Raw genomic sequence first — 14,325 nt, 5'->3', positions numbered from 1 at the left:
GACAATGCTGCCATTGTTTTCCGAGCACTAACGGCTCCGCCCAGACAATAAGGACAGCACTCCATGGGACAACAATTCAAAGGCCTGGCTGAGCGCCATATCAGGTTTATCGAGGCGCAGAAGCTGTTCTTTGTCGCCACTGCCACCGCAGACAGCCGCGTCAACCTGTCCCCCAAAGGCATGGATTCCCTGCGCGTGCTGGGTGCCAACCGGGTCGCCTGGCTCAATGTCACCGGCAGCGGCAACGAAACGGCCGCCCACCTGCAAAGCCACCCGCGCATGACTCTGATGTTCTGTGCATTTGAAGGTTCGCCAATGATTCTGCGCCTGTACGGTCAGGCGCGCGCCATTCACCTGCAGGACCCACAGTGGCCGCTGCTTGAGCCGCTGTTTCCGGCACTGCCCGGCGCCCGGCAGATCTTCGATATGGAGATCGACATGGTGCAAAGCTCCTGCGGCATGTCCGTACCCTTCTTTGACTACGTGGGGGAGCGCGACCAGCTGAATCAGTGGGCGGAAAAGAAAGGCCCCGACGGTATCCGCAAGTACTGGCATGAGCGCAATCAGCAGAGTATCGATGGCATTGCCACCGGCATCGCTGACAAGAACGGCTGACGGCGGCCCGGGCAACCTGGCGCTTTTCTTGCGTGGAATAGGGTATTGATCAGCACTGTATCAGCCCCTCGGCGTCACAACGACACCTGATGGAAAGAGACAGCACTGTCACCCTTATCCTGCATCCTGAACCATCGAAGCTGTTGTTTACCGGAGAGAGATCATGCCTGTTCCGTTGCCCTACGCCCGCCCCGCAGCCCTGCTCGCTCTGCTGTTGTCTTCAACCCTGCTGGGCGGCTGCCTGTTGCAGCAGAACAAGCCGCAATGGGCCATGGCCAGTGCCAAGAATGAACAACAGCAAACCACGCTGGTGTTCCGCTACCTGAAAGGTTTGCCACCCGGCTTTGCGACGGCGGAGCAGCCGGTCAAAATCACTATCGACTGGAAATACCAGAGCGCAAACGGCATGCCCGATACGGCCACCAGCACCCGCATGAGTGAAATGGAAAAGCTGCTGGAACCCCTTGTGAACAGCTGGGGCTTCGCCACTCTGGCACTGGTTTCCACCGGGCAAGGTGACAAACAGTGGATCTACTATGCCAAATCAGAAGAAGGCTTCTTCAGCCGTATGAATCAGGCACTGGCCGGACTTCCAAGACTGCCGCTGGAGATACAGGCGGAGCAGGAGCCGGGCTGGGACAGCTACAAGGACTTTATCAGCGGCCTGCATAAATAAGGGGCGCGGTGCCAGGGAAGGCATCGCAGCACTCTGATCGTTATACCGACCCAAGGATTTCCCCATGTGGTATCAGTACACCCTGCGCCTGAAGGCCAGAGCACGCGGCTTTCATCTGGTGACCGACGAGATTGTGGTGCAGCTGCCTGCCCTGCGCAGCCTCAACATCGGCCTGTGCCATCTGTTTATCCAGCACACCAGCGCCAGTCTGGCACTGAACGAGAACGCCGACCCGACAGTGCGGCTGGACATGGAAGAGCACTTCAACCGCTACGTGCCAGAGCGTGCGCCCTATTACCAGCACGATTATGAGGGTGATGATGATATGCCGGCGCACATCAAGAATGTGCAGATCGGCTCCAGCCTGACCATCCCCATCAGTGCGGGGCGGCTCAATCTGGGCACCTGGCAGGGCATCTATCTGTGCGAACACCGCGATCAGGGTGGCAGCCGCCGCGTCATTGTGACGCTGAATGGCGAGTAAGGGGCTGTTGTGATGCTATTGCCTTTCCCAATTCGTCTCTTGTGCTCAACAGTTCAGTTATATAATTCAGCTGTATTTTATGACGATGCAGAGGGTACAGACTGACGATGAACGAGAGCAACATATACCAGTGCATCAGGCAGGTCCTGGCGGATGCCCCATGTAATCAGTACACCGCCGAACTGCATCTGCAGATGATCAAGTATGCTGACGAGCTGTAGCGCATCACTGCCAAGGAGTTTTGTGAGGGCGTAGAGCTGAGCCAGAGTTTTGACACCGATTCAGCAAAATGCGCAACCTGACTCAACGTCTGAAAGCCACCGGGCTCGATACCGCGCGCCTTTGAAGCGCACAGCACACCCCCGGTAACCGAGAAATACAGCGGGCCTCCGTCCAGCATGAAGACTTAACGACCCCAAAAAAAAGAAAGAACGCATGTTTTGGTTAGATGATGGGCGGCGGGTATATGTGGCGTATTTAGGGCCGCATTTAACTTTGTGACCAGAGAAGCATAACTTTGTGACCAGAGAAGCATAACTTTGTGACCAGAGAAGCATAACTTTGTGACCAGAGAAGCAGCCACCATGTGCACCACAAACTCGTTCCATTACATAACCGAATAACACTCTGACCCGACAAAAATCTGGATGAGTAAAGAAGCGGATGAGCTACAACTACAGTGCCACCCTTAACCCGGAGAAAGCCCTGATCTGGCGTATTGTGCACCGTGACAATATCCCCTGGCTGCTGGATAACGGTTTGCATTGTGGCAACAGCACCATGACTTGCCCCACATGGATTCCGATTGGCAACCCAGAGCTGATCAGCAAGCGTGCTACCCACCCTGTACCCTTCATGCCCGGTGGCTATCTGAATGACTATGTACCGTTTTACTTCACACCGTTTTCGCCCATGCTACTTAATATCACGTCAGGGCGTGGTGTGCCTCAACGCACAAGCGACCAGATTGTGCTGCTGGTATCGTCACTGCATCGTGTTCGCGAGCTGGGCCTGAACTATCTTTTCACCGACATGCATGCCTACTACCAGTGGGCATCGTTTTACCACGACCTGGCCGACTTGCAGCGTATTGACTGGCCTATTCTGCAAGCCCGCAACTTCAGCAGGGACGTCAATGACCCTGCCAAGTTTGAGCGGTATCAGGCCGAAGCACTAATATATCGCCACTGCCCGGTGGAAGCAGTGCTGGGTATGATTTGCTACGATGACAACACTCTGCAGCAGTTGAAGCAGTGGCTTGGGCAACGCCAGCTCAACCTTCCTGTTCATGCACGACCCGATTGGTATTTCTCATGATTCGCTACACACAAGGCAACCTGCTGGAAGCCCACGCCGAGGCACTGGTCAACACGGTCAACACGGTAGGCGTTATGGGCAAAGGAATTGCGCTGATGTTCAAGGAGCGCTTCCCCCAGAACATGGACGCTTATAGCAAGGCTTGCAAAGCCGGAGAAGTCGTCACCGGCAAGATGTTTGTTACCGAAACCGGCGAACTGATGGGGCCACGCTGGATTATCAACTTCCCGACCAAGCAGCATTGGCGTGGCAAGTCACAACTAGCCTGGATTGAAGCCGGGCTGACTGACCTGCGCCACTTTATTGTCACCCATCAGGTGCGCTCCATTGCCATCCCCCCCCTCGGCGCAGGCAACGGTGGCCTGAACTGGCATGACGTCAAGCCACAGATCGAGCAGGCGCTGGGTGATCTGGATGATGTCGAGGTCATCCTCTTCGAGCCAACCCACCGCTATCAGAACGTGGCGAAAACCACTGGCGTAAAAAAGCTGACTCCCGCCCGCGCCATGGTAGCTGAGCTGGTGCGGCGCTATTGGATTCTGGGGATGGAATGCAGCCTGCTGGAGATTCAGAAGCTGGCGTGGTTCCTTGAGCGCGCCTTGACCCGGCATGGCCAGCAAAGCGTGCTAAAGCTGCAGTTTGAGGCCAACTATTACGGCCCGTATGCCCACAATCTGACCCACCTGCTCAACGCGCTGGATGGCAGCTATCTGCAAGCCGACAAACGTATCCCCGACTGCAATCCACTGGATGTGATCTGGTTCAATAATGCTGAGCAAGCCAGGGTCAGCGCTTATTTGCACAGCGATGCCAGGGACTATCTGCCTGTCCTTGAAGAGCTCAGCCTGTTGATTGATGGCTTTGAGTCTCCGTTTGGAATGGAGCTGCTCTCCACAGTGGACTGGCTGCTTAGCCAGCAAGGCTGTCAGCCTGATGTGCCGTCCATCAGAATCGGGATGGCACAATGGCCCGCAGGGGAACCATGGGCAAGTAGAAAACTCGCGCTTTTTACTGATGCGCATATTGGTTATGCACTGCAACGCCTGCAGCACTTTGCCTGACGCTGACTGACACCTCTGCACCCGCGCACATTACGTATTCCAGGCAATAACCATAAGCACCGCAGGCCAGCCTGAACGAGCGACACAAAACCGCCTAGTTACATTTTTCCAGGCCGCGCCGGACTACTGCTACCTTGGCAACTGGCAGGATCGGACAACAATAAAAAAATCGGTGCAGATATTCTTCGTGAATGGCTGCATGACCGTGGTGTCAAGCGCGTTGAGCTGAGCCAGACGGTCTGGCTGGCGAAATGGATACGTGAGCAGGTGCCCAATAGCCGGGCACTGATTACTGATCCAGCCCCTTAATGTTTTAACCTGCCGCATACTTGATGACGTCAGGGTCCTGGAAAAAAGCACACACCCGCTCCGGCGACTTTCTCAGCTTGCTCATGTGGTCGTTGGCGGCACACGTAATTTGTGCTTTGGTGCGTACCGGTACGCGCTTACTCACGCCTGCTTCAGGTCGGCGTTAAGCCACTCCTCCAGGTTCAGCTCCGCTCGTCTGTACCTGGGCAGATAGAACACTTGCCTCGCGCCCGGCCAGCCACACCTTCACCGGCTTGCTGTGATGCACACGCACATTGTCAAGGATCAGGAATACCTTACGCCTGGTGTCCTTGATCAAGGCCTCCAGTAACTCCATCAGCCGATCCGCATTAAACGCCTCGTCGATGATTATCTAGCGTGTCTTGCCCTGATTAGTCACGGTCGCCATCATCGACAGCTTCTGACGTGAACCGCCCACCGGCGTCTTTCCCGCCGGTGCATAGCTGCGGCCACGCACCTCGGTGTTGACCAGCGCTGTTTCGCCGCCCCAGTGGACTCCCCCTTCGGATTTGGCTTGAGCCTCAACGCCGTGTAGTGTTCCAGCCACTGACGGACGATGTTCATAGGCTTTCCTGATCTGCTTTTGCGGCGTGAAGCCCCAGCGCCTGAGTAACTTGCCAGCGGCCCGTACACCCAGCTCAATGCCATATTCACGCCGAATCAAATCGCTGACGGCAGCACGACCCCATAGGTAAAAATCCATTTCCAGCTGCTCAGGTCGCTTATCACACATTGTGGTCTGAAGAGCTTGCTCCTGCTCGCCGCTCAAAGGTCGCCCTTCACCTATTTTGTATCCGCATGATTCCACCTTTCCCGAACAGGTCAATGGTGTTGCGCACCGTCGAGTAGCTCAGGCCCGAAATGCCGACGATCTGCATAACCTGATGGTCTCGCTTATACAGGCGAACCACTTACTTGCGACGTTCATGCAGTTGTTCCAGCATTTGTTTACGAGCATCTTCTTTATCCATGCTCTACAGACAATCATGGTCCGGAAATATTCAAATTTCAGAGGACCGAATCAATTACAGCAATACGAAACCACGGGCAGCCAAACCGGCTGCCCGCCTCGAACGTGCGTCCGCGTGGCCTCACTCACTCAGGTCATAGTCAAAATACTTGGCCTGCAGTTGTTTGGTGATGCCTTTCTCTTTCAGTGACTGGATGGCGGTGTTGAACATCGCTTTCAGCTCCGCTTCGTTCTTGCGCATGGCCACCGCGACACCGCGCCCCAGTACCGGGTAGTCACGGCCGTCATAGACCGGGCCAACAAAGCCGAACTTTTCGCCACCGGGCTTTTTCAGGAAGCCTTCGTCAATCTGCACCTTGTTGCCGAAGGTCAGATCCGCACGGCCCGACTGCAGATCAAGGAAGGGCTCATCGGCTTTGACGTAGCCGCTGATATGGGCAACATCGCCAAACTGCTCACGCACAAAGTTTTCCTGCGGCGTGCCGGTCTGCACCACGATGTTCTTGCCTTTCAGACCATCCTTGCTGATCTCGATATTGCTGCCACTGGCGGCGACAAACTGGTTCTTCATGCGGTAGTAAACGTCGCTGAAGTCCACCGCCTTAAGGCGATCATCAGTAATGTTCATGGAGGCCATCACCGCATCAAACTTGCGGGCGTTGAGGCCGGGGATCAGCGCATCCCAGCCGGGGTTGCTGATCACGCATTTGACCTTCATTTCTTCACACAGGGCGCGGGCATAGTCCATTTCAAAACCGACCAGCGAGCCATCGGGCGCCACCGACTCGAAGGGCGGATAGGTAGCATCGGTAGCGATGCGGATTTCCTTCCATTCCTTGGCCTGGCTGGCTGACATAGCCATGGCGGCAGTCAGCGCCAGCAGCCCGGTGGCCAGTTTTTTCGATGCCTTGTTCAGTGTCGCTACGGTAGATACAGCGGTATGGCTCAACCCTTGCTGCATGGTGAATTCTCCTCTCATTACCTCAGGTAGAGGGCACCCGGTGCCCCCGGTAGTTCAGTCGACTCACAACAATTTTTTCGATAGCCAGAAAAGCCGTCACTCTGCGGTGTCAGTCTTTCCCGCTATCCGGATACAGCCTGCTAGATACGGCACAGCGCCCGTGCCCCGGCGCGCAGGGTATCGTCATCCTTGGCAAACGACAGGCGGATCACACCCTGATCGGTGCCATCGGAGTAGAACGCGGACATGGGAATGGTGGACACCCCCACTTCACGAATCAGCCGCTGCACGAACTGGGAATCGGGCTCATCACTGATGGCACGGTAGTCCGCCAGCATGAAGAAACTCCCTGCGGAGGGCAGCAGCTGCAGCCGTGAACCGGCCAGCTCATCTCGCAGCAGGTCGCGCTTGGCCTGATAGAAACCGGCCAGTGACAGGTAACGCTCGGCATCTGCCAGATACTGAGTGAAGGCCACCTGCATCGGCGTATCGGCGGAATACATCATGAACTGGTGAATCTTGCGCAGCTCTTCGGTCAGCTCAGAGGGTGCCAGACAGAAGCCCACCCGCCAGCCGGTCACATGGAAGGTCTTGCCGAAGGAGCCGACCACCACCGCCCGCTCCGACAGCTCAGGATAACGGGCCATGCTGCGATGGGGCTGACCATCAAAAACAATGTGCTCATAGACCTCATCCGACAGCACGACGATATCGGTCCCGCGGGTAACCGCCACCAGCTCAGCAATGTCCTCATCGGCGAACACCGTGGCGGTCGGGTTGTGCGGCGTGTTGACGATGATCATGCGGGTGCGCGGGCTGATATGGGCACGCACTTCCTGCCAGTCGACACGAAAATCCGGCGCCCGAAGCTTGATGCCGATGGGCCGGGCACCCTGCAGACGGACGATGGGAGCGTAGCTGTCGAAGGCCGGCTCGAAGAAGATCACCTCATCACCGGCATGCACCAGTGCACTGATGGCACTGTACAGACCTTCGCTGGCACTGCCGACCACGGTGATGTTGCAGCCGGCATCGTAGCGGCAGCCGTACAGCTGCTCGACCTTGAGTGCCAGCGCCTCGCGCAGCGGCAGATAGCCCGGCATCGCCGAATACTGATTATGACCGGCTTCCATCGCCTGACTGACCAGCGCCCGCAGTGCCGGGTCACAAGGGAAGCTGGGCGCCCCCTGCGACAGGTTGATGGCCTGATACTGCTCGGCCAGCTGACCGATGACGGAGAAGATGGTGGCGCCTACATCCGGCAACTTGGAGGTAGATGTGATTCCTGAACGCAACATGGCATCCCCTGTTCAATCTGCTGCTACACCGCTCTGCACTCTCGCAGCAGGGTGTCGTATTGGATGCGTTTGAGTGTCGGCCCAGGCTGGCCTCCTCACAATCGAAATGATGTAATAGCAGCCATGCACTGAACGCATGGCTGGAGTGCCTCGTCATCCCGTTCATTCCGTCCCTGAGTTGTCCGCCGGAAGCTGCCATGAGCAAACGTCTGCCCCCGCTGAAAACCCTGCATACCTTTCTGGTCACGGCTGAGCACCTCAACTTCACCCGTGCCGCCGAGCAGCTGCACCTGACGCAGGGGGCAGTCAGCCGACAGATCAGCAATCTGGAAGACTATCTGGGCTACACCCTGTTCAGCCGTCAGGCCCGCGGGCTGGCCATGACCCGTGAGGGCGAGGCCATCCTGCCGGGCCTGCAGCAGGCCTTCGAGCTGATCAGCACCACCCTGCAACCCCGGGCCAGTGCCAGTGATGCGCTGCTCAACATCAAGCTGCCGACCTGCGCCATGCGCTGGTTCATGCCGCGGCTGCAGCGCTTTCAGGAACAATACCCCGAGCAGCAGTTTGCCGTGGCCACCACCATTGACCACGGTGTGCAGTTTGATCAGGAGAATTTCGCCGCAGCCGTGCTCTATTGCCGTCAGCCGCCCAAGGGCGTGGAGGCAGTGCAGCTGTTTCGCGAACACATGACGCCGGTGTGCATTCCGTCACTGATTCGCCCGGCCCAGCCGCTGCTGCAGACCAGTGACCTGCTGCACTATCCGCTGCTGCACCCCTCGCGGGATCAGCATGACTGGCGCCAATGGCTGCTGCAGTTCAACGGCCCGGCCCTCAGCCCGGCGCGCAGCTATCAGTTCGACACCCTCGATCTGGCCATCAACGCCGCCCTGCAGGGCATGGGAGTCACCATGGGGGACCGCACCCTGGTGGAAGAAGAGCTGCAGCGCGGCACACTGATCACGCCGTTCCCTGACAGCTGGATGGAAACGGGCTTCAGCTACTATCTGGTGTATCCGGCACGCCATCGCAGTCAGCTGCAGCCGCTGGCCAGATGGCTGACCGACCGCTGATCCCTCACGACGTATTTACCTCCTCAGCCCGCCATCCGCTGTAAATAGGTTCGCGGCGACAGCCCCATCACCCGGCTGAACATGCAGGTGAAACTGGTTGAGCTGCTGTAGCCCACCTCCAGCGCGGTCTGGGTGACCGAATAGCCCTGCGCCAGCAACTCCAGCGCCCGGATCAGACGCAGCCGTTCCCGCAGCTGACCGGGGCTGAGCCCGGTCTCACTACTGAACAGTCGCGCCAGCGTACGCTCACTGCAATGGGCGACGGCGGCCAGCTCCGCCATTTCCAGCCTGCCGTGCAGATGCTGCCAGATGTAATCGATGGCCAGCCGCAGGCGGCTGTCCTGAGCCTGCGGCACGTGCAGGAAGGCCCAGTCGTCTGCTGTGCTGATCGTTTCGACCAGCAACGGAATGATCAGCGGCAGTAAGCCACCAGACGCAGGCACGGCGCTCTGTGTCTGCACGGTCAGGCAATCCACCGCCGCCAGCGCCAGCTCACGCATCAGCGGCGATACCGACAGCACCCGGCAGGTCTGCGGCAGCCCGGCAAAACGCTGCATATCCAGCAGCACCTTGATCAGTACCGAATTCTTGCTGTAGCGCGCCTCGTGCAGCAGATGCGGCGGCACCCACACCGCCTGCCCCGGTGGCGCTACCCACCAGCCCTCAGCACTGATGATGGTCAGCGCGCCCTTGAGCACAAAGGCCAGCTGACCCTGAGCATGATCATGCTCGGCCACCACCTTGCCAGCCTCATGCTCGATGCGCATGGCCTCGATGCCTGATGGTGGGGTGGAAGTGACGTCCGGAGAACGAGACGGTGACGAAAACATGGCAGATTCCCGAAGCTTTTTGACTGACCTGCGAAGGACCGCCAACAGGGTGCTGCTTAAACTGGCTCAGGTCAAAAACAAGTGCACCGGTGCTGTCGGTGTGAACCTGCTTTTGGCTGTACCCGAACACCTGCAACAAGGACTCAGTAATGACCGACACCCTTCGCGTAACGCTTATTTCCGGCAGCCTGCGTCAGGCTTCTTACTCCCAGGTGATCCTCAACAGCATCGCCACCCTGCTACCCGCAGACAGCAGGATCAGCAGCCTCGACATCGGTGCCTATCCGCACTATGACCAGGATCTGGAAGACGCCGGTTTACCCGATGTGGTGCGCGCTGGCCGCCAGCAGATCGCCGACAGCGACGCGGTGATTGTGGTGACCCCTGAGTTCAATCACGGCATCCCCGGTGTGCTGAAAAACACCCTGGACTGGCTGTCACGTCCGGCCTTCAAGAGCACCTTTGCCGCTAAGCCAGTGTTTTTTGTGACCCATGCTCCCGGCCCGCTGGGCGGAGTTCGCGCCCAGCATCAGCTGCGTGAAACCTTCGCTTCGATGCTCTGCCTGCTGCCGCCCGTGAAGGAAGTCGCCATCTCTGCGGTGGCAGACAAACTGACGGATGGCCAGCTGACCGACAGCCGCACGCTGGAGTCGCTGCAGCGCTCACTGCAGGATTTCCTGCGCGGCGCCCGCCTGCAGCCTCACTACGAATAGTCACCGGCCAAGGCAGGCCAGTGCGCCAGTAGTGCGTTCTGAGCCTGACGTACCTGTACCGGTTTCACGGGAGAAAATGATGGACGTATTCTATGCGGCGCTGGCCGGACTGGCGGCGGGGTTGTTCTTTTCCTGGCTGAAATTGCCGCTGCCTGCACCACCAACACTAAGCGGTATCGTCGGCGCAGTGGGCGTCTTTGGTGGCAGTGTGATCTATCGCTGGCTATTCAGCTGAAAGCCAGCGATACCTGAGCAGTACGTATGTACTCTCACACCACCTGCTGATACTCAGAACCCATGACGCTCAGAACCAGAGTTGCTCAGAACCAGAGCTGCTCAGCGTAACCATAAGGGTGGCTGTTGCGGCGCCAGCCCGCTGACCAGCGCCTCACAGCAGTCACTCAGGCTGCCAAAGCGCACCGCCCTCCCACTCAGCCCCGGCGCATAGTGGGCGTATTTACCGGAGTTGGTCATCAGGGTACGAGCCTCCGGCGGGAATACCGGCTCGGAAATGGAGCACCAGCAAATATCCGGGTGTACCTTCAGCCCGGCCTGCTGCAGGGCGGCCAGCGTACCATCCTGTTCGGCCGCCGCCAGCGTCGCCCGCCCTACCGTCACAATACCGCTGACGCCTTCGGCACACTGATGTCCGGCCATCCGCTGCGCCAGTGCCCTGCACTCATTGTGAGAGAAATGCGGGCTGCCAAAGGCTACCAGCTCGACCTTGTGATCACCGCTGTTGAACTGCTGCCAGGCCCGCAGGAAATCAGCCCGGCTTAAATGCTGCTGATCAGCCTCACTGCTGACAAGGTCAGCTTCCGGCGTCACGCCCTGCACATGCAGCATCGGCGCGGCGGAGGTGGTGCCAAAGGCGCCACACAGTGCCTTCAGATCATCCTCATCGGGCGCCATCTGACTGACTCCGCAGATCACAGGAATGCGGTCCGGTGCCAGCTCCCCGGCCAGATACCCCAACAGCGGCCAGAAGGCATCATCCCAGTCACTCATCGCTTCGACCGTAATCACCCGGCGCGCAGCCCGCTGTGGCTGCAGATAAACACCGCTCAGCGGTGCCCGCCCGGTGACGGCGATACACAGATCAAGAAAGTCAGGGTGTTTGGCAGTACGCGCACCCAGCACGCTGTTGGCGTAGATCACCGCATTGGACTCAGCCCAGGCCACACGGTCACCGGCAGCTGGCTTGCTCTCCAGCAGATAGGGCGCACAGGTGAAACTGGCGCGGGCGCCCATATGCACATAGGCATCGGCCAGCTGACTGGCAGGCTGACCAAAGGCCGGATCAACGCCCTGCTGGCGCCAGTTGGCGTAATCAACAGAAATGGCATTCATGGTGGTGGGCACCCGCACTCTGGCTCCCAGCTGGTCAAAGTGCCGGGCAAAACGCAGCAGCGCCGGGCTGGCATAGATGCAGCCATCAATGTGCACCTGAGAGATATCGATCAACTGCTGCGCGCCATCGATGGCAGCCACACTGCACAGGATGCGCATGGCCAGCTGTGCGGCTTCGCCCTGCTCGCCATCAAGCATGGCCTGATCGGCGTCAGACAGCTGCAGCTGCCCGCCAGCCACCGGCTGCAGCGTAATATGCCGCCCGCCACTGACCACCTCGGCGGGCGACAGGGTCACCTGTGCCTGTGCCGAGACCCAGGCGAAAGCCTCGCTGTCGAGCTGCACCACCGGCAGGGTGGCAGCAAAAACATGGTGGGCCACCAGTGCACCGAGAGTCAGCACCCCTTCCTGCTCGCGAAAGATCAGGGCAGCCGGGGCATTACCGTTCTGGATCAGCTCAAGCAGCACGCCACTGCCAGTGCAGGAACCACGACTGGTCGGCAGCACCAGCACCTTCCCTGCCAGACTCTGGCCATGCAGCGGATGATGGGCATCAATCACCCGGCCACTGGCACCATCCACACCACCCCAGAAACTCAGCCCTTCATCACAGGCGAGGACAGGGCCTGCAGCGTGGCCAGCAAGGATACAACGAGACATGAAAGGCTCCTTGGAACGGGCTCACATCCTGCCAGCGCTCAGCCTCGCAGGATCAACGACCCGTTCTCAGTTCAGACAGGTGAAATCCAGACAAACGATTGCATGCAATATACGAAAATAACTACCAGCGACGTCAAGTGCGATTTTCGGAATATCCCCCAGACGTTGCCATCTTCATGGCACTGCAGATGTTCTCTGCAACGATGTCTTTGACAGCATGCTGCCCCATCGGTTTGCACCTTGATGACTTAACCCTGCATCGCCTGACTTCATGGCCGTGATTACGGGCCATTTGGCTTATCAGTCGTCTTCTTAAAACGTGCTCTTCGAACACCGTCTTAACAGGCCTGAGTCACTTCGCCATACCGGCCTCATTCGCTGGCCAGCATCGCTGATGCAAGCAGAAAAGGACTTCGACATAGATGTATACATTTTTTACCTTGAATACACCCAACCTGATGTTTACATTGTCACCACTGATTACAACAGACTCAGAATCGTCACTGAACAGACTGGGTCGCCAAACCGCAGAGCTTTGATGATGAAAGACGAACAGAAATCCCAGGTAGTCTCGGTCCGTTTGAGTGCTGACCAGCTGGAGTTCCTTAACCAGCTGAAAAGCGAAATGGAAGAGGACATGGAAACCGAAATCTCCATGGCCACGGTGGTTCGTCGCATTCTGTCGCGCTACATCTCCAAACACACCAACAGCGCCCATCTGGAACGTCACAAGCGTTTCGAGACCCTTGAGTCACGGGTGGCCGCGCTGGAGGCACAACTGGCGAGTCTGGCAGCCGACGGTAAGCAATAGCATTACGTCATCTACTTTCAGCCATTACTGATGGCCGGTTCCCCCTGCTGGTCTGGCAGCGGGAGCGGCAGAGGAATTCTCTTATGATCAAACGTTCTCCTCCCCGTCTGCTCAGCGTCAAACGCAGCTATGCCCTGACTCCCCACATGCAGCGCGTGGTGCTGACCGGTGAGCAGCTGCTGGACTTCCCCGTCGGTCAGGAAGGCGCCAACGTCAAGCTGCTGATTCCCCAGCCCGGTCAGCAAGCCCCCAATCTGGCGGCTTTCCGCACTCAGGCGGAAGACCGCCCTATCGTCCGGACCTACACCGTTCGCCAGTACCGCCCGGAAGACAATGAACTGGATATCGATTTTGCTATCCATACCGATGCTGAAGGTCGCGGTGGCCCCGCCTGTGAATGGGCCATCAATGCCCAGCCCGGCGACATGATCGGCGTCGCTGGCCCCGGCCCGCGCAAGCTCAACAGCCTGCAGGCCGACTGGTTCCTGTTTGCCGCTGACATGACCGCCCTGCCCGCCGCCAGCGCCATTCTGGAGTCACTGGCGGACGACGCCGTCGGTTATGCCTTCTTTGAGGTAACCAGCAGCGCTGATGCACAACAACTGCGCATCCCTGCCGGTATCAAAGTGAAGTGGCTGGTGCATGCACATCCGCAAAAGGAGAGCAGCCAGCTGCTGGAGCAGATGCAGGACTTACAGTGGCCCACCGGAACACCGAGCATTTTCGTGGCCGGTGAAGGTAATGCGGTACGCAAGATTCGCCAGTATGTGCTGAAGGAGCGCGGTGTTGCCCGCGACCACGTCTATATCAGCCCCTACTGGAAAATCGGTCTGGTGGAAGATGAACATCAGGTGCAGAAACGCGCCGAGATGGAAGACTAACCCGCTGCACTGCCCTCTGCCTGCGCCAGTGCGGTTATGGCAGAGGGTCCTGTATCAAGGTTTACACCTTAATGTACCGCCAGTGCGTCGGCGGACATGGGCTGCCAGCCACCGCCCAATGCGTTGAAAGTAGCAATAGCAGCACGAGCGGTTTCCGTCTGCGCCATGGCTCTGGCATCCGCAACCTGCAACAAGGACTCATCGGCATGCAACACATCAATCAGGCTGGCCACGCCACGCTGGTAAGCCACAAAGGCAGATGCTCTGGCACGGCTAAGTGTGATTTCTCATTAGGTTG

16 protein-coding genes and 1 pseudogene are annotated in these 14,325 nt (G+C 58.3%); 11 read left to right on the top strand and 6 right to left on the bottom strand.

Annotated features, from left to right (window positions below; genetic code table 11):
• Window positions 1-63 precede the first annotated feature (63 nt).
• The 6 genes from WH50_RS14805 (at window position 64) to darG (ending at window position 4,153) form a co-directional block, all read left to right on the top strand.
• A complete protein-coding gene (locus WH50_RS14805; protein WP_110188007.1) occupies window positions 64-615 on the top strand; it encodes a pyridoxamine 5'-phosphate oxidase family protein in 552 nt (183 codons plus the stop codon).
• 163 nt (window positions 616-778) lie between these two features.
• The gene (locus WH50_RS14800) at window positions 779-1,291 is read left to right on the top strand and encodes a DUF695 domain-containing protein (protein ID WP_110188006.1); all 513 of its coding nucleotides are present in this window, start codon (window positions 779-781) and stop codon (window positions 1,289-1,291) included.
• 64 nt (window positions 1,292-1,355) lie between these two features.
• The gene (locus tag WH50_RS14795; protein ID WP_110188005.1) at window positions 1,356-1,775 is read left to right on the top strand and encodes a secondary thiamine-phosphate synthase enzyme YjbQ; all 420 of its coding nucleotides are present in this window, start codon (window positions 1,356-1,358) and stop codon (window positions 1,773-1,775) included.
• 107 nt (window positions 1,776-1,882) lie between these two features.
• On the top strand, window positions 1,883-1,996 hold the full coding sequence (locus tag WH50_RS27275) for an HTH-like domain-containing protein (protein ID WP_423808465.1): 114 nt from the start codon (window positions 1,883-1,885) through the stop codon (window positions 1,994-1,996).
• 442 nt (window positions 1,997-2,438) lie between these two features.
• On the top strand, window positions 2,439-3,092 hold the full coding sequence (gene darT / locus WH50_RS14785; protein WP_110188004.1) for a type II toxin-antitoxin system toxin DNA ADP-ribosyl transferase DarT: 654 nt from the start codon (window positions 2,439-2,441) through the stop codon (window positions 3,090-3,092).
• Complete coding sequence (gene darG / locus WH50_RS14780) at window positions 3,089-4,153, top strand: type II toxin-antitoxin system antitoxin DNA ADP-ribosyl glycohydrolase DarG (RefSeq protein ID WP_110188003.1); 1,065 nt, start codon at window positions 3,089-3,091, stop codon at window positions 4,151-4,153. The genes darT and darG overlap by 4 nt, the downstream gene beginning before the upstream one ends.
• Before the next feature lie 313 nt (window positions 4,154-4,466).
• On the opposite strand, the pseudogene WH50_RS14775 reads toward darG, so the two are convergent.
• The 3 genes and pseudogenes from WH50_RS14775 to WH50_RS14765 all read right to left on the bottom strand — a co-directional run bounded on the left by WH50_RS14775 (window position 4,467) and on the right by WH50_RS14765 (window position 7,712).
• Window positions 4,467-5,394 (bottom strand): annotated as a pseudogene (locus WH50_RS14775) (IS630 family transposase).
• Window positions 5,395-5,574: 180 nt separating this feature from the next.
• Complete coding sequence (locus WH50_RS14770) at window positions 5,575-6,414, bottom strand: transporter substrate-binding domain-containing protein (protein WP_207780320.1); 840 nt, start codon at window positions 6,412-6,414, stop codon at window positions 5,575-5,577.
• A 140-nt stretch (window positions 6,415-6,554) separates the two neighbouring features.
• Window positions 6,555-7,712, bottom strand: coding sequence for a methionine aminotransferase (locus WH50_RS14765; protein ID WP_110188002.1), 1,158 nt, complete (start codon window positions 7,710-7,712; stop codon window positions 6,555-6,557).
• Between the two features lie 197 nt (window positions 7,713-7,909).
• Here WH50_RS14765 and WH50_RS14760 point away from each other — a divergent pair, with 197 nt between their 5' ends.
• Window positions 7,910-8,782 carry a LysR substrate-binding domain-containing protein gene (locus WH50_RS14760; RefSeq protein WP_110188001.1) on the top strand — a complete coding sequence of 291 codons (873 nt, stop codon included), beginning with the start codon at window positions 7,910-7,912 and terminating at the stop codon, window positions 8,780-8,782.
• Between the two features lie 23 nt (window positions 8,783-8,805).
• On the opposite strand, the gene WH50_RS14755 is transcribed toward WH50_RS14760, so the two are convergent.
• Window positions 8,806-9,612, bottom strand: a complete 807-nt coding sequence (locus WH50_RS14755) for an AraC family transcriptional regulator (RefSeq protein ID WP_110188000.1) — start codon at window positions 9,610-9,612, stop codon at window positions 8,806-8,808.
• Window positions 9,613-9,761: 149 nt separating this feature from the next.
• On the opposite strand from WH50_RS14755, the gene WH50_RS14750 reads away from it, so the two are divergent.
• Together WH50_RS14750 and WH50_RS14745 are read left to right on the top strand one after the other, a co-directional pair.
• Complete coding sequence (locus tag WH50_RS14750) at window positions 9,762-10,325, top strand: NADPH-dependent FMN reductase (RefSeq protein WP_110187999.1); 564 nt, start codon at window positions 9,762-9,764, stop codon at window positions 10,323-10,325.
• Between the two features lie 76 nt (window positions 10,326-10,401).
• Window positions 10,402-10,560 carry a XapX domain-containing protein gene (locus WH50_RS14745; protein ID WP_165838438.1) on the top strand — a complete coding sequence of 53 codons (159 nt, stop codon included), beginning with the start codon at window positions 10,402-10,404 and terminating at the stop codon, window positions 10,558-10,560.
• A gap of 101 nt (window positions 10,561-10,661) precedes the next feature.
• Here WH50_RS14745 and lhpI read toward each other — a convergent pair whose 3' ends face one another.
• Entirely contained in the window at window positions 10,662-12,335 is a 1,674-nt protein-coding gene (gene lhpI / locus WH50_RS14740) for a cis-3-hydroxy-L-proline dehydratase (RefSeq protein WP_110187998.1), read from the bottom strand.
• 538 nt (window positions 12,336-12,873) lie between these two features.
• Here lhpI and WH50_RS14735 point away from each other — a divergent pair.
• Window positions 12,874-13,146 (top strand): hypothetical protein, encoded by a 273-nt coding sequence (locus WH50_RS14735; protein ID WP_133251335.1) that lies wholly within the window; start codon window positions 12,874-12,876, stop codon window positions 13,144-13,146.
• A gap of 83 nt (window positions 13,147-13,229) precedes the next feature.
• A complete protein-coding gene (locus WH50_RS14730; RefSeq protein WP_110187996.1) occupies window positions 13,230-14,027 on the top strand; it encodes a siderophore-interacting protein in 798 nt (265 codons plus the stop codon).
• A 68-nt stretch (window positions 14,028-14,095) separates the two neighbouring features.
• Here WH50_RS14730 and WH50_RS14725 read toward each other — a convergent pair whose 3' ends face one another.
• On the bottom strand, window positions 14,096-14,278 hold the full coding sequence (locus tag WH50_RS14725) for a hypothetical protein (protein ID WP_207780319.1): 183 nt from the start codon (window positions 14,276-14,278) through the stop codon (window positions 14,096-14,098).
• Between the last annotated feature and the right edge of the window lie 47 nt (window positions 14,279-14,325).

The sequence above is a fragment of the Pokkaliibacter plantistimulans genome, from assembly GCF_003194385.1.
In the GTDB taxonomy this organism is placed as follows: Bacteria; Pseudomonadota; Gammaproteobacteria; order Pseudomonadales; family Balneatricaceae; genus Pokkaliibacter; species Pokkaliibacter plantistimulans.
The sequence above is the reverse complement of the archived record's forward strand: the minus strand, read 5'-3'. Positions and strand labels throughout refer to the sequence as shown.